The organism is Rhizobium sp. BK399 (assembly GCF_014194695.1).
GTDB lineage: Bacteria > Pseudomonadota > Alphaproteobacteria > Rhizobiales > Rhizobiaceae > Rhizobium.
Genome location: NZ_JACIAH010000001.1, coordinates 629,685 through 650,504 on the forward strand (window position 1 = coordinate 629,685; position 20,820 = coordinate 650,504).

The 20,820-nt window shown below is 61.2% G+C and carries 21 protein-coding genes; 10 read left to right on the plus strand and 11 right to left on the minus strand.

Annotation, left to right across the window (positions count from 1 at the left end; translation table 11 throughout):
• Positions 1–43: 43 nt before the first annotated feature.
• Together FHT97_RS03195 and FHT97_RS03200 are read right to left on the minus strand one after the other, a co-directional pair.
• Positions 44–964 carry a diacylglycerol kinase family protein gene (locus FHT97_RS03195; RefSeq protein ID WP_183859866.1) on the minus strand — a complete coding sequence of 307 codons (921 nt, stop codon included), beginning with the start codon at positions 962–964 and terminating at the stop codon, positions 44–46.
• A gap of 54 nt (positions 965–1,018) precedes the next feature.
• A complete protein-coding gene (locus tag FHT97_RS03200) occupies positions 1,019–1,666 on the minus strand; it encodes a hypothetical protein (protein WP_183860737.1) in 648 nt (215 codons plus the stop codon).
• A 225-nt stretch (positions 1,667–1,891) separates the two neighbouring features.
• Between FHT97_RS03200 and thrC the strand changes: the two genes are divergently transcribed.
• From thrC to FHT97_RS03220, 4 genes are read left to right on the plus strand one after another with little or no spacing between them, the layout of a single operon-like run.
• Positions 1,892–3,292, plus strand: coding sequence for a threonine synthase (gene thrC / locus FHT97_RS03205; protein ID WP_183859868.1), 1,401 nt, complete (start codon positions 1,892–1,894; stop codon positions 3,290–3,292).
• 26 nt (positions 3,293–3,318) lie between these two features.
• On the plus strand, positions 3,319–4,620 hold the full coding sequence (locus FHT97_RS03210; RefSeq protein ID WP_183752222.1) for a pitrilysin family protein: 1,302 nt from the start codon (positions 3,319–3,321) through the stop codon (positions 4,618–4,620).
• A 29-nt stretch (positions 4,621–4,649) separates the two neighbouring features.
• Positions 4,650–5,264: a GNAT family protein gene (locus tag FHT97_RS03215; RefSeq protein ID WP_114711839.1), complete on the plus strand. Its 615-nt coding sequence runs from the start codon at positions 4,650–4,652 to the stop codon at positions 5,262–5,264.
• On the plus strand, positions 5,261–8,173 hold the full coding sequence (locus FHT97_RS03220) for a sensor domain-containing phosphodiesterase (protein WP_183859870.1): 2,913 nt from the start codon (positions 5,261–5,263) through the stop codon (positions 8,171–8,173). The genes FHT97_RS03215 and FHT97_RS03220 overlap by 4 nt, the downstream gene beginning before the upstream one ends.
• 8 nt (positions 8,174–8,181) lie before the next feature.
• Here FHT97_RS03220 and FHT97_RS03225 read toward each other — a convergent pair whose 3' ends face one another.
• Both FHT97_RS03225 and FHT97_RS03230 read right to left on the minus strand, forming a co-directional pair.
• Positions 8,182–9,252 (minus strand): putative zinc-binding metallopeptidase, encoded by a 1,071-nt coding sequence (locus tag FHT97_RS03225; RefSeq protein ID WP_183859872.1) that lies wholly within the window; start codon positions 9,250–9,252, stop codon positions 8,182–8,184.
• A gap of 152 nt (positions 9,253–9,404) precedes the next feature.
• Positions 9,405–10,010 carry a YqgE/AlgH family protein gene (locus tag FHT97_RS03230; RefSeq protein ID WP_183752228.1) on the minus strand — a complete coding sequence of 202 codons (606 nt, stop codon included), beginning with the start codon at positions 10,008–10,010 and terminating at the stop codon, positions 9,405–9,407.
• A gap of 138 nt (positions 10,011–10,148) precedes the next feature.
• On the opposite strand from FHT97_RS03230, the gene FHT97_RS03235 reads away from it, so the two are divergent.
• From FHT97_RS03235 to FHT97_RS03255, 5 genes are all read left to right on the plus strand, one after another.
• The gene (locus FHT97_RS03235; RefSeq protein ID WP_246712548.1) at positions 10,149–10,985 is read left to right on the plus strand and encodes a protein-disulfide reductase DsbD domain-containing protein; all 837 of its coding nucleotides are present in this window, start codon (positions 10,149–10,151) and stop codon (positions 10,983–10,985) included.
• Positions 10,986–11,051: 66 nt separating this feature from the next.
• Positions 11,052–11,537, plus strand: coding sequence for a peroxiredoxin (locus tag FHT97_RS03240; RefSeq protein WP_183859874.1), 486 nt, complete (start codon positions 11,052–11,054; stop codon positions 11,535–11,537).
• A gap of 259 nt (positions 11,538–11,796) precedes the next feature.
• Positions 11,797–12,537: an ABC transporter ATP-binding protein gene (locus tag FHT97_RS03245; protein WP_183859876.1), complete on the plus strand. Its 741-nt coding sequence runs from the start codon at positions 11,797–11,799 to the stop codon at positions 12,535–12,537.
• Positions 12,534–13,406 carry a metal ABC transporter permease gene (locus FHT97_RS03250; RefSeq protein ID WP_183859878.1) on the plus strand — a complete coding sequence of 291 codons (873 nt, stop codon included), beginning with the start codon at positions 12,534–12,536 and terminating at the stop codon, positions 13,404–13,406. The genes FHT97_RS03245 and FHT97_RS03250 overlap by 4 nt, the downstream gene beginning before the upstream one ends.
• 16 nt (positions 13,407–13,422) lie before the next feature.
• A complete protein-coding gene (locus FHT97_RS03255; protein ID WP_183859880.1) occupies positions 13,423–14,322 on the plus strand; it encodes a zinc ABC transporter substrate-binding protein in 900 nt (299 codons plus the stop codon).
• A 37-nt stretch (positions 14,323–14,359) separates the two neighbouring features.
• Here FHT97_RS03255 and FHT97_RS03260 read toward each other — a convergent pair whose 3' ends face one another.
• Positions 14,360–14,668, minus strand: a complete 309-nt coding sequence (locus FHT97_RS03260; RefSeq protein ID WP_183752238.1) for a Dabb family protein — start codon at positions 14,666–14,668, stop codon at positions 14,360–14,362.
• Positions 14,669–14,927: 259 nt separating this feature from the next.
• Between FHT97_RS03260 and fdhA the strand changes: the two genes are divergently transcribed.
• Positions 14,928–16,118 (plus strand): formaldehyde dehydrogenase, glutathione-independent, encoded by a 1,191-nt coding sequence (gene fdhA, locus FHT97_RS03265; RefSeq protein ID WP_183859882.1) that lies wholly within the window; start codon positions 14,928–14,930, stop codon positions 16,116–16,118.
• 63 nt (positions 16,119–16,181) lie between these two features.
• Here the strand turns inward: fdhA and FHT97_RS03270 are convergent, their stop codons facing one another.
• The 6 genes from FHT97_RS03270 to FHT97_RS03295 all read right to left on the minus strand — a co-directional run bounded on the left by FHT97_RS03270 (position 16,182) and on the right by FHT97_RS03295 (position 20,778).
• Positions 16,182–16,985 carry an endonuclease/exonuclease/phosphatase family protein gene (locus tag FHT97_RS03270; RefSeq protein WP_183859884.1) on the minus strand — a complete coding sequence of 268 codons (804 nt, stop codon included), beginning with the start codon at positions 16,983–16,985 and terminating at the stop codon, positions 16,182–16,184.
• Between the two features lie 92 nt (positions 16,986–17,077).
• Positions 17,078–17,518: a ribonuclease HI gene (rnhA, locus tag FHT97_RS03275; RefSeq protein WP_183859886.1), complete on the minus strand. Its 441-nt coding sequence runs from the start codon at positions 17,516–17,518 to the stop codon at positions 17,078–17,080.
• Positions 17,515–18,480 carry a homoserine kinase gene (locus FHT97_RS03280; RefSeq protein WP_183859888.1) on the minus strand — a complete coding sequence of 322 codons (966 nt, stop codon included), beginning with the start codon at positions 18,478–18,480 and terminating at the stop codon, positions 17,515–17,517. Before FHT97_RS03280 ends, rnhA begins: the two co-directional genes overlap by 4 nt.
• A 108-nt stretch (positions 18,481–18,588) precedes the next feature.
• On the minus strand, positions 18,589–19,590 hold the full coding sequence (gene ispH / locus FHT97_RS03285) for a 4-hydroxy-3-methylbut-2-enyl diphosphate reductase (RefSeq protein ID WP_183859890.1): 1,002 nt from the start codon (positions 19,588–19,590) through the stop codon (positions 18,589–18,591).
• A 62-nt stretch (positions 19,591–19,652) separates the two neighbouring features.
• Positions 19,653–20,402 (minus strand): SURF1 family protein, encoded by a 750-nt coding sequence (locus FHT97_RS03290; protein ID WP_183859892.1) that lies wholly within the window; start codon positions 20,400–20,402, stop codon positions 19,653–19,655.
• Positions 20,395–20,778: a DUF983 domain-containing protein gene (locus tag FHT97_RS03295; protein WP_183752252.1), complete on the minus strand. Its 384-nt coding sequence runs from the start codon at positions 20,776–20,778 to the stop codon at positions 20,395–20,397. Before FHT97_RS03295 ends, FHT97_RS03290 begins: the two co-directional genes overlap by 8 nt.
• Between the last annotated feature and the right edge of the window lie 42 nt (positions 20,779–20,820).

A 20,820-nucleotide genomic window follows, 5' to 3' on the forward strand; every position in this document is an offset into this window, starting at 1 on the left:
GACTCCGCTGGTTCCCTTCGGTATGAATACTCGTCTGAAATTACTAGATTTTCAGGTTGATCGCGCGAGCCAGCATCTCGAACCGGGCCGGGAGCTGACCAGGTCCCTCGCCGTCGCTGTCGATCGGCACCGCCTCCTTGCCTATCGGCCATGCCTCGACGAGCGTGGCGCGATGGATGCTGACGAGCGGACTCTTGAGGTGGCCGCCGCTATAGATGCTGTTCATCAACGACAGCACTTTCAAGCGGCCGGCGCCTCGAATGATGACCACGTCGAACAGGCCATCGCTGATATCCGCATCGGGGGCCACCTTCATACCGCCGCCGAACCAAGCGCCGTTTGCGACGGCAACCGCCGTGATCGGGCCCTCGTAGATGTCCTCTCCATCGAGTCTGAGGCGAATTGTGCGCGGCTCGTAGCGCAGGATCTGAAGCAGGCTATGGAAGAAGAAAACCATCGGCCCCGGCAGGCGCCTGCCCTTGCGTGCCTCGTTGACGGCGCGCACGATATGGCCGGAAACGCCAAAGCTTGCGATGTTGGCGAAGTGACGGGTGACGGTGTCACCGTCCTCGTCGTCGCAAGTGAGCAGGCCGGCATCGATCTGCCGCACGGACGGAGAGTTCAGGCCGTTGGCGATCGTGGTGGGATCGCGCGACATCGGAAAGTTGCGGGCAAAATCACAGCCGGTGCCGGTTGGGATGAAAGAAAACGCTGTACCCGGCCGATGCGATTTGAGGATGCCGCCAGCCACCTCGCCGATCGTTCCGTCGCCGCCGACGGCGATCACCAGATCGGCCCCATCATTCGCCAGTTCGCGCCCGAACCGCTCGGCATCGCCGAAGCCTTTGGTTTCGCGCAGGCTGAGATCGGCAAATCTCGCCTCGATGGCGCGCCGCAGCGCCGACCAGAACAATTTCTTTCCGCGCCGGCCCGACGCCGGATTCAATACGATGCCGATTTTCAAGCGATATCTTCTCCCCGCCTCACCAGCCTGGCGAAGCGGAAACAGGGGCGTTCTTCAGGCCTTCTTCTTTTTCGTCGACACGGGTCCTTGATCGAAACCGATATTGACGCGAACCAGTGCGCCGGAGCCGACCGGCAGCTTGATGCCGTCCTTGCGGAACAGGGCCTGTGTAGCGTTCTGTCCGACATCAACCGGGAAATTCGTCACTTCCGAATAGAGCGCTTCCTGGCCGTCGTAGACTGTGATGCGAACCGGGAGCGTGACCTTGCCGGACGACCCGTTCGGCCCGGCAATGACGCGAAGCTGCGCCACGACGGTCATCGTCAGGTTCGTATCGTTGAGAGTGCATTGGCGCGTGTAGTTGCCGATCGACGCCTGGTAGGCCAGCTTCTCCGCATCGCCGGTCTTCGCTCCGCCGGCATAAGTCCGGAAGATCGCGTCGCTGTCCTTCATGAACATCTGCGGGCAGGCGCCTTGAACGACGGGCGCCGTTGCGCCAGCGGCCGTCTTGGCGGAGCCGATCGATGCGTCGCTGGAGGACGGGTTGGATGGCGCCAACGGCATGATCTGGCCATTGCCGTTCGGCTGGGTCGGTGCCGTTGCGCTGTCTGAGCCACCACCGACGCCGAGCGAATTACAACCGGCAAGCATTGCCGCAAGGGAAGCCGAAACGATAAGACGCGAGACCTTGCCAAGCACGATTATTCCACCCTCTCCACAAAGTTTTTTGGCAGGCCCAATCACTTGATGGCAGGCCTTTCGTGACAGTTTGCGATGGTCTATATCAGCGGCGCAAACAAAAATCGATTGGGTAAGAACCGTTTTGATGCACATTTCGGGATCGCAGGCGAGCATAGCCGACAGCGCAAGCGAGATGCAGCGCGGGGTTTACTTTCCCTCAGCCTTTCTCCGACCGGCACATCAAGGATGACGACAGTGGATTATATTTCGACCCGCGGCGAAGCCCCTTCCCTCGGTTTCTGCGATGCATTGCTGACGGGCCTGGCGCGCGATGGTGGCCTCTATGTGCCGCGCAAGTGGCCGCATTTCTCGAAAAAGGAAATCCGCGCGCTTCGAGGAAAAAGCTATCAGGATATTGCCTTCACCATTCTGTCGCCCTTCACCAACGGCGAGATTGCCGACGAGACTTTCCGGTCCATGATCGATGAGGCGTACGGCACTTTCCGCCACCCTGCGATCGCCCCGCTCGTGCAGACAGGGCCGAACAGCTTCGTCATTGAGCTCTTCCATGGTACGACGCTGGCGTTCAAGGATGTCGCGATGCAACTGCTCGCCCGGTTGATGGACTATGCGCTCGAAAAGCGCGGCGAGCGCGCGACCATCGTCGGCGCTACCTCCGGCGATACCGGCGGCGCGGCGATCGACGCCTTTGCCGGGCGCGAACGCACCGACATCTTCATTCTTTTCCCGCATGGCAAGGTGTCGCCGGTGCAGCAGCGCCAGATGACGACCTCCACTGCCTCCAACGTTCACGCGCTTGCCGTCGAAGGCAATTTCGATGACTGCCAGAACCTCGTCAAGGCGATGTTCAACGACGGACCGTTCCGCGATCGCGTCAGGCTCTCCGGCGTCAACTCGATCAACTGGGCCCGCATCATGGCCCAGATCGTCTACTATTTCACGACGGCAATCGCGCTTGGCGGACCGGACCGTAAGATTTCGTTTACCGTGCCGACGGGCAATTTCGGGGATATTTTTGCCGGTTACTGCGCAAAGCGGATGGGCCTGCCGATCGGCAAACTGGTGGTCGCGACCAACGAGAACGATATCCTCGACCGCACGCTGAAGAGCGGGCGTTACGAGATGAAAGCGGTAAAGGCAACGACCTCACCTTCGATGGACATCCAGATCTCCTCGAACTTCGAACGACTGCTGTTCGAAGCCTATGATCGCGACGCATCCAAAGTTCGCGCGGCAATGAACAGTCTCAACCAATCCAATGGCTTCGAGATTGCGAAGGAGGCCCTGGCCTTCATCAAGAAGGACTTCCGCACTGGCCGCGCCAGCGAGAAACAGGTCGCCCAGACGATCAAGAAAACCCACGCCGAAACCGGCTATCTTCTCGATCCGCACTCGGCGATCGGCGTCTTCGTTGCGGGCAAGCACGAAAAGCCGAACACGCCGATGGTGACGCTTGCCACCGCACACCCGGCGAAATTCCCCGCCGCCGTAAAATCCGCCTCCGGTATTGACCCCGCGCTTCCGACGTGGCTTGCTGATCTGATGCACAAGGAGGAGCGCTTTCAGATTGTGAAGCCTGAGCTCAAAGCCATCGAGACCTTCATCGGCGAGCACGCTCGGGCCTAAGTAACGCAGGCGCAGAAAGATAGCCAATGACAGTTGAGTGCACCCGGCTCAAATCCGGGCTGACAGTAGTCACACAGACCATGCCGCATCTGGAAAGCGTTGCGCTGGGAGTTTGGATCAAATCAGGATCGCGCAACGAGACGACAGACGAGCACGGCATCGCCCACCTGCTCGAACATATGGCCTTCAAAGGCACGGCGCGCCGCAGCGCGCGCGAAATCGCCGAGGAGATCGAGGATGTCGGCGGCGAGGTCAACGCCGCGACATCCACGGAAACGACCTCCTACTATGCCCGCGTCCTCAAGGATCACGTTCCGCTCGCCGTCGATATTCTTGCCGATATCCTGACAGAGTCCGCGTTCGAGGAAGAAGAACTCGAGCGCGAGAAGCAGGTCATCCTGCAGGAAATCAACGCTGCGAACGATACGCCGGACGACGTCGTTTTCGACAAGTTTTCCGAAACCGCCTACCGCGATCAGACACTCGGCCGGGCAATCCTCGGCACACCGCAAACTGTGGTGTCGTTCACGCCGCCGCAGATCCGCGGCTATCTCAGCCGCAATTACACCACCGACCGGATGTTTATCGTTGCAACGGGCGCCGTGCAGCACGACGAGTTCGTTCGCATGGTCGAGGAGCGCTTCGCGAGCCTTCCGACTTCTCCATCGGCGACGCCGGTCATGGAAGCCGCGAAGTACATCGGCGGCAATATCCGTGAAACGCGCGACCTGATGGACGCGCAGATCCTGCTTGGTTTCGAGGGCAAGGCCTATCACGCCCGCGACTTCTACTGTTCGCAGATCCTCGCCAATATTCTCGGCGGCGGGATGTCCTCCCGTCTGTTCCAGGAAGTGCGTGAAATCCGTGGTCTCTGCTATTCGATCTATGCCTTTCACTGGGGCTTTTCCGACACCGGCATCTTCGGTATCCACGCCGCCACCGGTGGCGAGAACCTGCCGGAGCTGGTGCCCGTCATTATCGACGAACTGCACAAGTCTGCAGCGACGATCGAGCAAAAGGAAATCGAACGCGCCCGCGCCCAGATCCGCGCCCAGCTGCTGATGGGCCAGGAAAGCCCGGCGGCCCGCGCCGGCCAGATCGCAAGACAGATGATGCTCTACGGCCGCCCGATCTCCAATCAGGAGATGATGGAACGGCTCGAGGGGATCACCGTCGAGCGCCTGACGGATCTTGCAGGGCGCCTGTTCTTCGACACCGTTCCGACGCTATCGGCGATCGGTCCTCTGGAACACTTGGCTCCTATGGAAGATATCGCCGCCTCTCTCTCCTCGCCCGCCGCACCGCACAGCCAACAAGCGCTCGTTTGATTTCACATCCATCCTGCCGGGAGTGATCGATGCCAAAATCGGTTTTTCGGTTCCTGTCGCGACAGCCGGATTCAGTGGAACTCGAAAACGAGAACTATGTGCTGCGCCTGCCGCGATACCAGGATTTCAACCAGTGGCACAAGCTGCGGGCGGCCAGCCGGCAATTCCTGGAACCCTGGGAGCCGACATGGCGGCGGGATGAATTGACCGAGGGCGCCTACCGCGCCCGCGTCATCCGCGGCAAACAGGAATATGCGTCCGGCCAGGCGATCCCGCTATTCCTGTTCCACAAGGATAGGATGACGCTGCTTGGCGGCATTACGATCGGCTATATCAGGCGCGGGGCGGCACAAAGCTGCATGATCGGATATTGGATGGGTGAGGCTTACGCCGGCCAAGGCCATATGTTCGCCGCACTTCAATTGGTTATACCCTACATCTTCACGGTGCTTGAGTTGCACCGTATCGAAGCAGCCTGTATTCCAGACAATGCTCGGAGCATCCGCCTGCTTGAAAAAGCCGGGTTTCAGCGGGAAGGCTATCTGCGCGGATACTTGAAAATCAACGGTCAGTGGCACGACCATGTGATGTTCTCATTGCTCGCCACCGACACGGATAAAGGCAGGATAACCGACAGCCGATGACCAACAACCGCATGCTGCTCCCATCACCGGCCGGACGATTGATCGCGGTGATCGCAGCTCTCTTGCTGTCGGCCTTCATGCTAGCGGCAGGCAATGTCCAGGCAGCCGAGCCGGTGAAGATCTCCCGCGACGATACCGCGCTCGATCTGACTGCCACGACGGAAATCTACGCCAATCAGGGCGAAGCCTTCCAGGTCTCAACCGCTGCCGGTGCCGATGGCATCCGCCGCCGTATTGAGGTACGTGCCAGCTCGGAAAACCACCAGGGCGACTGGGCCGTCTTCGCGCTTGCCAACGTCTCCGACGAGCAGCTTGAGCGCGTGATCGTGGCCCCGCACTTCCGCCTGGTAAACTCCAAGCTGTTCTGGCCTGACCTCGGCTCGCAGCGCATCATCGCGATCACGCCGAGCGAAGGTTTCGCGCTCGACCGGCAACCGAGTGACGAAGCGGATGTCTTCCGCATTACACTCAACCCCGGCGCCGTCATTACCTTTGTTGCTGAGCTGACGACGCCGGAGCTGCCGCAGATCTATCTCTGGGAACCGGACGCCTACAAGGACACGATCAACGCGTTCACGCTCTATCGCGGCATCGTGCTCGGCATTGCCGGCCTGCTGGCCGTGTTCCTGACCATCCTGTTCGTAGTCAAGGGCACCTCGATGCTGCCCGCGACCGCAGCACTCGCCTGGGCCGTGCTCGGCTATATCTGCGTCGACTTCGGCTTTCTCGGCAAGCTGATCAGCATCGCGTCGACCGACCAGCGAATATGGCGCGCCTGTGCGGAAGTCGCGCTCGCCTCCAGTTTCGTCATCTTCCTGTTCACTTACCTCAACCTCAACCGCTGGCACACGCATCTCGGCTACCTCACGCTCGCCTGGGTGCTGGGCCTGGCGCTGCTCTTCGGCGTCGCGATTTACGATCCGGCAATCGCTGCTGGCATCGCGCGTCTGTCGTTTGCGCTGACCGCGACGATGGGCCTCTTCCTGATCATCTATCTCGGCCTCAACCGCTACGATCGCGCCATTCTGCTGGTGCCCGCCTGGGCCCTGATCCTCGTGTGGATCTTCGGGGCATGGCTGACGATCACCGGTCAGCTCGACAACGACATCATCCAGCCGGCGCTCGGCGGCGGCCTCGTTCTCATCGTCCTGCTGATCGGCTTTACCGTCATGCAGCACGCCTTTGCCGGCGGTGCATTTCAGCAGGGCCTGTTCTCCGATCTGGAGCGGCAATCGCTGGCTCTAACCGGCTCGGGCGACATGGTGTGGGATTGGGACGTGGCGCGCGATCGTGTCGTCACCATTCCTGACGTGTCGGCCAAGCTCGGCCTCCCGCTCGGCACGATGCACGGCGCGGCCCGCAACTGGCTGCCACGGCTTCACCCCGACGATCGCGATCGCTTCCGGGCGACGCTCGACGTGCTGCTTGAGCATCGCCGCGGGCGGCTCAATCATGAATTCCGCATCCGCGCGGAAGACGGCCATTTCCATTGGCTTCTCATCCGCGCCCGCCCGGTCCTCGGTTCGAACGGCGAAATCATCCGCTGCGTCGGCACGATCGTCGACGTCACCGAACAAAAGATTTCCGTCGAGCGGCTGCTGCACGATGCGCTGCACGACAACCTGACCGGCTTGCCGAACCGGCAGCTTTTCCTCGATCGCCTGCAGGCGGTGCTTGCACTGGCGCCCGGTGGCGAGACGCTGCGCCCGACGGTCATGGTGATCGATATCGACCGCTACAAGCTGGTGAACGATACGCTCGGGATCGCCGCCGGCGACAATATCCTGATCGCGCTGACGCGACGCCTGCGCCGTCTGCTCAAGCCGCAGGACACGCTCGCACGCCTTTCCGGCGACCAGTTCGGTTTGATCCTGACGTCAGAGCGCGACCCGACGAAGGTGGCCGACTTCGCTGATGCGATCAGCAAGGCGATCATGGTGCCGATCAACTTCGCCAATCGCGAAATCATCCTGACGGCGTCGATCGGGCTTGCCTCGTTCGTCGACCAGCAGGAAAGCGCCGCCGGCATGCTCAGCGATGCGGAGCTTGCGATGTACCGAGCCAAACGCGCCGGCGGCAATCGCGTCGAGCCGTTCCAGCCAGCCTTCCGCGATTTCGGCGCCGACAGGCTGCAGCTCGAATCCGACCTGCGCCGTGCCATCGAGCGCAAGGAACTGTCGATGGTCTACCAGCCGATCGCCGGACTGGAGGACGTGGAGATTGCCGGCTTTGAGGCGCTGATGCGGTGGGAGCATCCGAAGCGCGGCACCATCCCTCCTTCGGAATTCATTCCGATCGCCGAGACATCCGACCTTATCGAGATGCTCGGTCTCTTTGCCCTTGAGCAGGCGACCAACGACCTGATGGGTTGGGAGAACCAGACCGGCGAGCTGCCGATCTTCGTCTCGATCAACCTCTCCAGCGCACAGCTGCTGAACAACGAGCTTTATGACGATGTCCGTTCGGTGCTGGCGAAAACCCATTGCGACCCGTCGCGCCTGAAGCTGGAGCTCACGGAATCCATGGTCATGGAGAATCCGGAGCAAGCGCGCCTCGTGCTTGAGAAGCTGCGGGAGATGGGGCTTGGCCTCGCGCTGGATGATTTCGGAACCGGCTATTCGTCCCTCGCCTATCTGACGCGCTTCCCGTTCGACACGATCAAGCTTGACAAGGTGATGGTGCGCGATGGCAGTGACAAGAAGGCAACCGTGCTTCGCTCGGTGATATCAATGGCGCGTGAACTTGATATGAAGGTGGTCGCCGAAGGGATCGAGTCGAACGAAGATGCGATTGAGCTCGCAAAGATGGGCTGCACTTTCGGGCAGAGCTACCTGTTCGGGCCGCCGATGGCAGCGGAGTCAGTCCTGCGGCTGCTGAAGGAACGGTTCCCGTTGACGAAGCGCGCTTAACCGACCGCTCAATGTTGCGGCGCAGCGGCGCCCGCTATCAGCTGGTGCATATATTCAAGCTTGGCGACCACCGGCGCTGACAGCACGAACGGGTAGGAATCGCGCTGCCCCATGCTGCGCTGTATCGAGTTGATCGCAACGCTGAGCGGCACCCATTCGTCGACAAGCTGATCGGCACTGGCTGCCCTGTAGGGGTCGAAATCCACCTCCGCCGCCATCTCTTCGTGACCGCGGGGATCAATTGCGATGCCGAAGGCGCGCGCGGTCTCCAAGGTGTCGACGATGTGGAGATAGTGAGCAAAGCATTCGGCGAAGTCTTCCCAGGGATGGGCGCTGGCATAGGCGCTGACGAAGCTTTCCTGCCAGCCGGGCGGAGCGCCATTTGCGTAGTGTTGTGCAAGGGCCTCGCTGTAGTCCTCGCGCTCATCGCCGAACACCGCCCGGAATCCATCGAAGTTGTTCCTGTCTCGCACGAGGCGATTCCACATGAAATGACCCGTCTCATGGCGAAAGTGGCCGAGCAGCGTCCGGTAAGGCTCATCCATCGAGGTACGCGCCTGTTCACGGGTCAGGTCGTCAGCCTCTGCCGCCCGAATTGCAATCAAGCCCTCCTCGTGTCCCGTCATCGCCGGAACAACGCTGCCGTCATCCGTGATGGTGTCTTCGAGGAAGTCGAACACAAGGCCGCCGACGGGGTCCTGCGTGCGGTCCGGATGCGGCAGCCGCCAGCGCAAGAGCGAGTAGAACAGATGTCGTTGTGCCTGGCTGATCCGACGCCACCGGTCCACGCCATCCTGCGTCGCTGAATTGGGCACCAGCCGGTTATGCCGGCAGGCGACACAATAGTCACCCGCGTCGCCATCCTCTACAAGCCAGTTACAGATGTCGAGGCCGGCATTGGCGCAGAAACGCACCAGGTCCGGCTGAGCCACGTATTGCCAGAGATCGCTGTCCTGCTGCTGAACAGCGTGCATGCGCAGGCCATTCGGCTGGAAGCCAAGGCGGTGACCGCACCGAACGCACTGGCGATTGTCGAAATGAACAACCTGGTCGCAGTTGTCACATACAAACAGCCTCAACGGGTGCCTCCCTCGAGATCAGGGGTCGAAAAACCGAAGTGCAAAGTGGACGGCGGATAGTTTCCGGCCGTGGTTTCCATCAAACTTCCCCTGACTGGGCTTTATGGCCCGCGCCAGCAGAGAACGCGCTTCTTTACGGATCGTTCCGCCAACTAGGCGTGCCCGGCCTCGGCCGAAAGCATGGCGGCATTAATGCCCATCGAAGCCAGCGCCCGCTCGTACTTGTCGTCGAGGCTGCGGTCGAAGATCAATTCCTCGTTGGCCGCACATGTGAGCCAACCATTGTTGCCGACTTCGGCTTCCAGTTGACCCGCTCCCCAACCGGCGTAACCGAGCAGCATGGTCGCCCGCTTCGGTCCCTTGCCCTTGGAAATCGCGCGGATGATGTCGAGCGTCGCCGTCATGCAGATATCGTCGCTGACGGGAATGCTGGAATCGCAGAGATAGTCGTCGGAGTGCAGGACGAAGCCGCGTCCGCTTTCCACCGGCCCGCCCGTCTGGATCGGGCAATCGCGGGCGTGTGCGGGGAGAACGATGGCATCCTCATCCTTGATCATTTCCAGGTGCAGGAGAACATCGGTAAAGGTCAGGTTCTGCGGACGGTTGATGACGAACCCCATCGCGCCGGCATCGGAATGCGCGCAGATATAGATTACCGTGCGGGCGAAGTTGCGATCCTCCATGCCCGGCATGGCAATGAGAAACTGGCCATCGAAGAAGCCACGTTCTCTTTTGTTTTTGAGGGTCGCCAACGACATCGTTCCTCCTCTGCCAGACCGCACGAGGCCCGACATCACGAGCATGAGCCAATGTCACAGATCAATCAACTGAAAATGAAAACTTAAATGATGGCGAGTTCTAGCCGAGCATGGCGAATTTCAATAGATCATTGATGCATGCAAACTATTTCACGCGCCACTTGCCAATTCTGTTCCGCTTTCGGTCTGCTCGTCGTGATGCTGCAACTTTCTCAGCCCGCCCGGGCGGAGATGAGCGCCTGGGCCGACAATGAGGGTGGGCGGATGCGGCTGATCGCGCTTCCCCCCGATGCACACGGAAGCATTCGCGCCGGACTGCAGATCGAACCGAAGCCCGGCTGGATCACGTATTGGCGAGAACCCGGCAATAGCGGCATCCCGCCTCAAGTCGGTTTTTCTTCTGAAGGCATTTCGCTCGACAAGATGAGCTTTCCGACTCCCAAGCATATCGTCGACGACAAGGTCGATGAGGTCGCCTACGACACCTCGGTCACCTTCCCGTTGCAGCTGACGGCGAAAGACCCGGCACTCCATGAACTCAAGGCAACCGCCTTCATCGGCATCTGCAAGGAAATATGCATCCCGTTTCAGGCGGAGCTGTCGCTAACCTTCGAACCATCGGCCCGTTCACGCCCCGAAGAGGAAAAAATCCTTCGGGATGCCGAGGCCGCCTTGCCGGAAGCCGCCTCCTCCGAATTCAACGTGAGCGACCATAGGCTGTCGCCCGACATGAAGGAGCTTTCCCTCACCGTGACACTGCCGGAGAGCGGCGAGACCGCCCCTGAGGTGATCGTCGCAGGCCCGAGCGGGCACGTCTTTACCAAGCAGACGGCAACTCACCGCGACGGCCAAAGCTTCACGACGACGCTTTCCGTGGGCAAGCTTCCCAAGGCATACGACATTCACGGAAAGACATGGAGCGCGCTTGTCATCGACGGTTCGCGTGCCATCGAGACACCGCTTGCCTTTGAGTAGTCGAGTTCTATAGTCGCGCGCAAATCGCGGTATTTGCGCCGCCATACATGACAAGGAGAGATGGCCATGACCATCGCAATCGGCGATAAGCTTCCAGCAGCCACCTTCAAGGAAAAGACGTCTGACGGTCCGGTCGAAATTTCGACAGAGCAGCTCTTCAAGGGCAAGCGCGTCGTTCTCTTTGCAGTCCCCGGCGCCTTCACGCCTACCTGCTCGCTGAACCACCTGCCGGGCTATCTAGAGAACCGCGACTCGATCCTTGCTAAGGGCGTCGATGACATCGCCGTCATCGCCGTCAACGATTGGCACGTGATGGGCGCCTGGGCACAATCCTCCGGCGGCATGGGCAAGATTCACTTCCTTGCGGACTGGGATGCCGGCTTCACCAAAGCGCTCGGCCTCGACGCCGACCTTTCGGCCGGCGGTCTCGGCGTCCGCTCGAAGCGTTATTCGATGCTCGTCGAAGACGGCGTCGTGAGATCGCTGAACGTCGAAGAGAATCCGGGGCAGGCCACCGTTTCCGGCGCTGCGACCATGCTGGAGCAACTGTAAGGCTCCCCCAACACCGACCTTCTAAGAGCGGCCCATGCGGCCGCTTTTTTGTTTCCTTATAAAACCTCGCGACGTGCCATTTTTTTGCCTCATTTGTTATAACATAACGGTAATGTTATTACATTTGGTGCGGTATGCATTTCTCGAAGTTTCAAGATTCTCTGGGCCTGATGGCGCTCTCCGGCGGCCGGCGCGTCTTTTATGTCGCCTTAATTGGAATCCCACTCTGGGCAGCAATCCGCTGGGCGACGTTGCTGCCATGAGCGACGTTGCGATCGAGCTTGACGATCTGACGGTCGCCTATGAGCGGCATCCCGCGGTCCATCATCTTTCAGGAACCATTGCGGCCGGCAGCCTGACGGCGATCACCGGTCCAAACGGCGCCGGAAAATCCAGCCTGCTGAAAGCGGTCATCGGCGAACTCCGCCCCTCCTCCGGCACGATAAGGCACCGACTGAAGCGGACGGATTTCGGCTACCTGCCACAGGCAGCCGATATCAACCGCCGCTTTCCGATCTCCGTGCTCGACACGGTTCTTCTCGGATCCTGGCGGCAGGCTGGAGCCTTCGCACAGATCGCATCGCCTGAGCGGCAGAGAGCGCGCGACGCGCTGGCCGTGGTGGGGATGGAAGGCTTTGATCGGCGCGGTATCGGCTCCCTCTCAGCCGGTCAATTTCAACGCGTGCTCTTTGCCCGGCTGCTACTGCAGGACGCGAGCGTCATACTCCTCGACGAGCCGTTCACGGCCATCGATGGCCGCACGACGCGGGAACTTCTGGATATCGTCGCCGGCTGGCATAGCGAAGGGCGAACGGTGCTTGCTGTCCTCCATGATTTCGAGCAGGTCCGCGCCCACTTTCCGCAAACACTTCTGCTTGCGCGCGAAGTCATTGGCTGGGGGGCAACCGCTGATGTCATGACCACGGCAAACCTGACGACGGCGCGGGTGATGGCCGAACGCTGGGACGAGAGCGCCGGCGTTTGCGAGCCTGCCAGATGACCGCCTACGATTTTCTTCTTGCGCCGTTTGCCGACTACGGCTTCATGCGCCGCGCCCTTGTCGCCTGCCTGTGCCTCGGTCTTGGTTCCGGGCCGATCGGCGTCTTCCTGATGCTGCGGCGGATGAGCCTCGTCGGCGATGCGATGAGCCACGCCGTCCTGCCCGGCGCCGCCATCGGATACCTGATCGCCGGTTCGCTGTCGTTGACGGCGATGGGCCTCGGGGGGCTGATTGCCGGGCTGTCGGTGGCGCTCCTCTCCGGCATCGTCAGCCGCGCGACCTCGCTGCAGGAGGATGCGAGCTTCGCCAGCTTCTATCTCTCCTCGTTGGCGCTCGGCGTGCTCATCGTTTCGTTGCGCGGTTCCAATATCGACCTGTTGCACGTTCTCTTCGGCACCATCCTCGCGATCGATGCTCGGGCCCTTTATGAGATCGGCGCGATCAGCACAGCAACGCTGGCGACGCTCGCGATCATCTACCGGCCGCTCGTGGCGGAATGTTTCGATCCCGGCTTCCTCAGGGCCATCGGCGGGCGCGGACCGATCTATCACTTCATCTTTTTGCTGTTGGTGGTGCTCAATCTGGTCGCCAGTTTCCAGGCCTTGGGCACGTTGATGGCGGTCGGTCTGATGATGCTGCCGGCGGCCATTGCACAGCTATGGTCTCGCAGCCTCCCATCGATGATGGCGATCGCGGCCACGAGCGCCACTGCCTCCGGATATCTCGGGCTCGTCGCCTCCTACCATCTCGAGCTCGCCTCCGGACCGACGATCATCATGACGGCGGCGCTGCTCTACGGCTTCTCGATCTTTCTCGCCCCGTCGGGTCTCGCCCGGCGGTATTTCCCTCGCCCGCATCTTAAGGGCTGACAACCGGAGCCTTCCGATGATTTCCCGCAGACTGCTTTTCTCAGTGATGATCCCGGCGCTGGTGGCGCTTTCGACGAGCTCGGCCTCTGCCGCGACCCTCAAGGTGGTGGCCTCCTTCACCGTGCTTGCCGACGTCGTCCGCCAGGTCGGCGGTGATCGCGTAACGGTCACGAGCCTTGTCGGCCCGAACGGCGATCCCCATGAGTTCGAACCGTCGCCAAGCGACGCAAGGAACCTCAATGCGGCGCAGGTCGCCTTCGTCAGCGGTGAAGGGCTCGAGGGTTGGATGGACCGCCTCATTAGCGCCTCAGGCTACAAGGGCAAGCCGGTCGTCGTCTCGGAAGGGATAACGTTCCGGACCATGGACGAGGACGGGCAGACGGTCACCGATCCGCATGTCTGGAACAGCCCCGTCAACGTCAAGATCTGGGTCGCCAACATCGAAGAGGCGCTTGCGAAGGTCGCGCCGGCCGATGCTGCGGCGTTCAAGACCAATGCCGAGAGGTACATCAAGACGCTTGACGGGCTCGATGCTTACGCGCTCTCGGAGCTTGCCAAAATCCCCGAGGACCATCGCAAGGTGCTGACGAGCCACGACGCATTCGGCTACTTCGGTCGTGAGTATGGCGTGAAGTTCCTAGCCCCGATCGGCGTCTCGACAGAGAGCGAAGCTTCCGCCGCGGAGGTCGCCAAGCTGATCGAACAGATCAAGGCCGAGCACGTGAAGACCTATTTCTTCGAGAACTCCAACGATCCTCGCCTCGTCAGGCAGATCGCAGAGGCGACAGGGGCAGAACCCGGCGGCGAGCTCTATGTCGAGGCTCTTTCCGACACCAAGGGGCCGGCCTCGAGCTACGAGAAGATGTTCCGCTACAACGTCGACCAGCTCGTGGCGGCGATGGGGAAAGCGAGCTGACGACAACGGCTGGGCCGCGCAACGGCGCGGCTCGGCCTCAATAATTGAGATCGAAGACGATCAGGCCACCCAAGCCGCCATCCGTTGAGGAGACAATACGCTCGCCGACGCCAACGTGCTCGGGATGCACAAGGTATCCATCGCGTGCTTCCGCGCTTTCGAAGGTGACAGCAAAGCCATCGACGTAGCCCGCATGAAGCCCCTCCGGCGAGACATTCGGGCCGTACTTGATGTCGATGATGCCGGGAATCACCTGCTTCAATGCGACGATCGCGTCAAACAAGGACTGCTTTTCTTCCCCTGTCATGGCTGCCTTCAGCCGCATCAGCACGCAGTGCAGGATCATGTGTTGACCTCCCGGATTCCATTTTCAGGCGAGCATAAGGAGAAACGTCGCAGGGGCAAGTGACAAGGACGTGCCGTTCTGTAGACATCCCCATCTGAATGGCTTCGGTAAGGGCCGGTATGCGAGACGCGACCAATTCGACGCCGTAAACCGTCGTAAACGGAACGGCGCGTCCTACATTCTCGTCTAATCTGTCGGTATCCTGCGCGTGGGGAGAGGAGCCCTGCACGAGGCAGCATTTTCAACGGAGGAGATGGAAATGAGCAAGAACCGAGGCGTCGTCTACATGCGGCCCGGCAAGGTCGAAATCCACGATATCGACGATCCGAAGCTTGAAGCACCCGATGGCCGCAAGATCGAGCACGGCGTCATCCTGAAAGTGATCTCCACCAATATCTGCGGATCGGACCAGCATATGGTTCGCGGCCGCACCACCGCCATGCCCGGCCTCGTTCTCGGCCACGAAATCACCGGCGAGGTGATCGAGAAGGGCGTTGACGTCGAGATGCTGCAGATTGGCGACCTCGTCTCCGTGCCGTTCAACGTCGCCTGCGGCCGCTGCCGCTGCTGCAAGTCGCAGGACACAGGCGTCTGCCTGACGGTCAACCCGTCGCGCGCCGGCGGCGCCTACGGCTATGTCGACATGGGCGGCTGGATCGGTGGGCAGGCCCGCTACGTGACCATTCCCTATGCCGATTTCAACCTCCTGAAATTCCCGGACCGCGATCGCGCCATGGAAAAGATCCGCGATCTGACCATGCTTTCCGACATCCTGCCGACAGGCTTCCACGGTGCGGTGCGCGCCGGCGTCGGTGTCGGGTCGACGGTCTATGTCGCCGGTGCCGGTCCGGTCGGGCTTGCCGCGGCTGCATCCGCCCGCATCCTCGGCGCTGCGGTCGTGATGATCGGCGACTTCAACAAGGATCGCCTTGCCCATGCCGCCAAGGTCGGCTTCGAGCCGATCGACCTGTCGAAGAGCGACCGGCTCGGCGAGATGATCGCTCAGGTGACCGGCAGCAACGAAGTGGACAGCGCCATCGACGCCGTCGGCTTCGAGGCACGCGGCCATTCAGGCGGCGAGCAGCCGGCGATCGTTCTGAACCAGATGATGGAAATCACCCGCGCGGCGGGCTCGATCGGCATTCCGGGCCTCTACGTGACCGAGGACCCAGGAGCCGTCGACAATGCTGCCAAGCATGGCAACCTGGCGCTGCGCTTCGGCCTGGGCTGGGCGAAGGCGCAGTCGTTCCATACGGGCCAGACACCAGTTCTGAAGTACAACCGCCAGCTCATGCAGGCGATCCTCCATGACCGCCTGCCGATCGCCGATATCGTCAACGCCAAGGTCATTCCGCTCGAAGAGGCGGTACAAGGCTACGAGAGCTTCGACCATGGCGCGGCGACGAAGTTTGTCCTCGACCCGCATGGCGAAGTCGCCAAGGCGGCTTAGGTAAAGGCCTCCCTAGGCTCGGCGCAGCGGGTGCATCTTGCACCGCTGCGCCATCCGTAACTCTCATGCGATCTCCAGCAACAGCGCCCGATGGTCGGAGACCTCGGGCTGCTCAACGACGTCGAACGCCACGACGTCTATGTTTGCGGTGACCAGCAAGTAGTCGGCATAGCGGCCTTCCTTGGCGTAGTGCGAGGTTCGCGTATCCGTGTGGCCGCGCGAGGTCACGAGGTCGGTCAAGCCCAATTCGGCGAGCGCTGCGAACATGACGCTTCCGGGGACCACGTTGAAATCACCGCACACGACCAGTGGCTCGCCCTCGCGCCAGATGCGGTGGATGAGAGCAACCAACGCGTCCGCCTGCCCGCCACGCGCCGCCGTGTCGCCCTTGCCGGCAAGGTCGCGCAAGCCGTGCAGCTGGACGATGGTGATAGGTCGATTGGCGCTATAGTCGAAGAGCCTGATGCAATGGGCGTTGCGTGGGCGCGGATGTTCGCCGTAGCCGTCGCCGGAAAAATCGCCGTGCACGAAATCCATCGCATGACCGACGACTGGATAGCTGTTGCGCACGAACGTGGCGAGGCCGAATTCGGACGAGAGCTGTTGTTCGCCATCGAAGAGCGTACCGCGCGCCGTCGGCGCGAAGAAGGCGTCGTGGTGGGGAAGGATCGCCTTGATCTCGTCGAAGAGGTTGGCGCGCTGCGGCAGGATGTGGCTGCCGTCGCGGTACTCCAGCCAGTCCGAGGTGACGCCGACCGAGCGGGTCACTTCCTGCAGGCAGAGAACATCAGGATCGGCATCGCGAAGATACCGGATCAGCGGCTCATAGAGCTTGCCGCCCCAGGCGTTCAGCGAGATCACACGCACCACAACTCTCCTCATGCTGTGATTCAAGCGCTTGCTGCATTGATTCAGGCAAGCGTTTCTTGTGGCTGTTTTTACGCGGTTTGGGTGGACCGCTACCGCTTCTTGAACGGCTCCATGCCCTTGCGCGCAAGCTCGTCGGCTCGCTCGTTTTCCGGATGGCCGGCGTGGCCCTTGACCCAGTGCCACTTGACCTTGTGGCGCTGGTTCGCGGCATCGAGCGCCTGCCAGAGCTCGCCGTTCTTCACCGGCTTCTTGTCAGCGGTCTTCCAGCCGTTTTTCTTCCAACCGAAGATCCATTTCGAGATTCCGTCCATGACATATTTGCTGTCGGTATGGAGATCGACTTCGCACGGGCTTTTCAGTGCCGTCAGCGCCGAAATCGCCGCCAGCAGTTCCATGCGATTGTTGGTGGTGTCTGCCTCGCCGCCAGACAGTTCCTTTTCCACCTCGCCGTAGCGCAGCACCGCGCCCCAGCCGCCGGGGCCGGGATTGCCGGAACAGGCGCCGTCCGTGAAGATATCGACGTGCTTCATGCCACGAGCCCATATTCGGCGGCTGAGCCGATCTGCCGGTGGAAGCGCAGCTTGCGCAGATATTCGAGCGGATCCTTCTTGGTGACCAGCGCGCCCTCGGGCGTCGTCAGCCAGTCGTAGAGGCGCGTCAGGAAGAAGCGCAGCGCCGAACCCCGCGAGAGGATCGGAAGTGCTGCCAGTTCGGCATCGCTCAGCGGCCGCACACTCTGGTAGCCCTCCAGCATCGCCATACCCTTGGTAATGTTGTAGGCGCCGTCCTTCTCGAAGCACCAGGCATTGAGGATGATCGAGACGTCATAGGCAAGCAGGTCGTTGCAGGCGAAATAGAAGTCGATCAGGCCCGACAGGTCGTCGCCAAGGAAGAAGACGTTATCGGGGAAGAGGTCGGCGTGGATGACACCGTCCGGCAGGTCCTTCGGCCAATGGGCGGAGAGGAAGTCGAGCTCGGTGCGGATCTCGTTCTGAAGTCCCTTCTCCACCTCGTCCGCGCGCGCCTCGGACTTCTCCCAGAGCACTTTCCAGCCATCGACGGACAGCGCATTGGGACGCTTCAGCTCGAAGCCTTCGCCGGCGACATGCATCTTGGCAAGGGCCTTGCCGACCTCGCGGCAATGCTTGGCCTCCGGCTTACGCAGCCACATGCCTTCCAGGAACGAGATCAGCGCTGCCGGGCGATCGGACAGCGTGCCGAGCAAGGCCCCGTCCTTTCGCGGCAGGGGAAGCGGGCAGGAGAGACCGCGGGCCGCCAGATGCTGCATCAGCCCCAGGAAGAACGGCAGGTCGTTCTTTTCGACGCGCTTCTCGTATAGCGTGAGGATCAACGGATCCTTGGTGGTGTGCAGCAGGAAGTTCGAGTTCTCGACACCTTCAGCGATGCCCTTGTAGGACAGCAGCGTACCGGCATCGTACTCCGTCAGGAACCACTTCAAATCGTCTTCGGAAATATCGGTATAGACTGCCAATTTACGTCCCGCGAAAATGTTTGATCAGTTAGACCACCGCCCGGACCGGGCGGTGACTGGCGCTGTAATCGTCCCCTCGACGATTACTCCCGCATCACGGGAGGCGCCTTACCCATTCACCCACGCCATATCCTCATGCGTCAACTCGATGTTGCGCAGTTCGCGGTTGACGAGGAAATGCTCGTTTTCCTGAACCGTCTCGGCAAGCTCGACCTTGGCGTCGAAGCGCGCACGGAAGGCCTCGATGATCTCGTTGACGATGACTTCGGGCGCCGACGCGCCGGCTGACAGGCCAAGCGTCGAGATCGTGCCGATGTCATCCCAATCGAGCTCCGAGGCGCGTTGCACCAGGAGCGACTTCTTCGCCCCTGCCCGCAGCGCGACCTCGACCAGCCGCTTGGAGTTCGACGAGTTCGGAGCGCCGACGATGATGAAGAGATCACAGCCGGGGGCTGCCTGCTTCACCACTTCCTGGCGGTTCGTCGTGGCGTAGCAGATCGAGTCGGCGGCAGGTGCCGTCAGATTGGGAAAGCGCTCGTGCAGGCGCGTGATCACGCCCGCCGTGTCGTCCACCGAGAGCGTCGTCTGCGTCACGTAGCCGAGATTGTCAGGATCGGCCGGCTGATAGACGTCGGCATCCTCGACCGTCTCGATCAGGGATACCGAGCCCTCCGGCAGCTGGCCCATCGTGCCGATCACTTCGGGGTGGCCCGCGTGGCCGATCAGGACGACATGGCGACCGAGCTTGTTGTGGCGCATCGCCTGCTTGTGCACCTTGGAGACCAGCGGGCATGTTGCATCGAGATAGAAGAGATTGCGGGCGCTCGCATCCTCAGGCACGGACTTCGGCACGCCGTGCGCCGAGAAGACAACCGGCTGGGCGCGATGCTCTTTCGGGATCTCGTCGAGCTCTTCGACGAAGACAGCGCCCTTGGCTTCCAGGCCTTCGACCACATACCTGTTGTGAACGATTTCATGGCGGACATAGACCGGCGCACCGTAGGATTTCAGCGCCAGGACGACGATCTGGATGGCGCGGTCGACGCCGGCGCAAAAGCCGCGCGGTCCGCAGAGCCTGATCGTCAAGGGAGGTTTCGCCGCAATATTCATGTCTGTTCCGGTTCGTAGGGATAGCGCTGTCTAGCCCAATATAGGCAGGAATTGAAGCGATACTATTGCGCCGGACCCCGCTTACGGAAACGGGCGATCACGGCGATGATGACAAGCGTTGCCGCAAGCCCATACCAGGTGAAGGCATACTGCAGGTGGTTGTTGGGCAGATCGACATCGGTGACCCCGCCGATCGGCAGCCCCTTCGGATTGGGGGTATCGTCCGCATCCAGGAAGAACGGAACCACCTCGGCCTTGTCGAGCCCGACGCTCGACGCCATCACGTCGAGGTCCTTCCAGTAGAAGATATTCTTGGCGACATCATTATCAGGCACCACCCAGGACGGCTTGCCCGGAAGTTTTGCACGAGCAAGGCCGGTCACCGTTTGCTGATCGGTGAGCTGGCCCTGCATGCGCATTTCCGGCTCCTTGTTGTCATAAGGAACGAAGCCTCTGTTGACGAAGAGATAGCGGCCATCGGCAAGCTGCAGGGGGGTGTAGACGTAGAAGCCCGTCTGGCCATGCCAGGTGGCAAAGAAGTGCCGCTCCTTGCTGTTGACGTATTCGCCGCTGGCCGTCATGTGGCGATAATCGATATCGTCGCCCTTTGCAGCGATGCCTTCGATATCGGCAAGCGATGCCGGCGGCGCCTGCCGGCGCTCGGTGATATCGGCGAGTAACTTTTCCTTCCAGTGCAGCCGTTCGACCTGCCAGGTGCCGAGCGACAGGAGGATGGCAAGCGCGACAAGCAGAGCGATGCCGGTGAGTACCGACCGCTTTCGGCTTGGCGCCGAAACATAAAATTCAGTCACGGGAAATGCGCCCTTCACTGGCGTTATGGCGATACTGCATCGCGATCAGGATTCCCTTGCACCAGCGCAGAGCCAGCAGGGAGAGAACAATGGTGAGAGGACCGAACAGCAGAATGTGCAGCCAGATCGGTGGCGCGTAATTGACCTCAAGCCACAGCACCGAGCCGATGATAATGAAGCCGACGATCAAAATGACGAATACCGCAGGGCCGTCGCCGGCATCGGCAAAGGCGTAGTCGAGGCCACAGGCCGAGCAGCGCGGTTGCAGCGCCAGCAGGCCGTTGAAGAGCTTTCCCTGGCCGCAGCGTGGGCAGCATCCCCTGATGCCTGTCTTCACAGGATCGACCGGGGGAAAATGTGCGCTGTCTTCGTTCATGCATCCTTCCAATGGCCTATGGCCAACCGCTCGCTCCGCCAT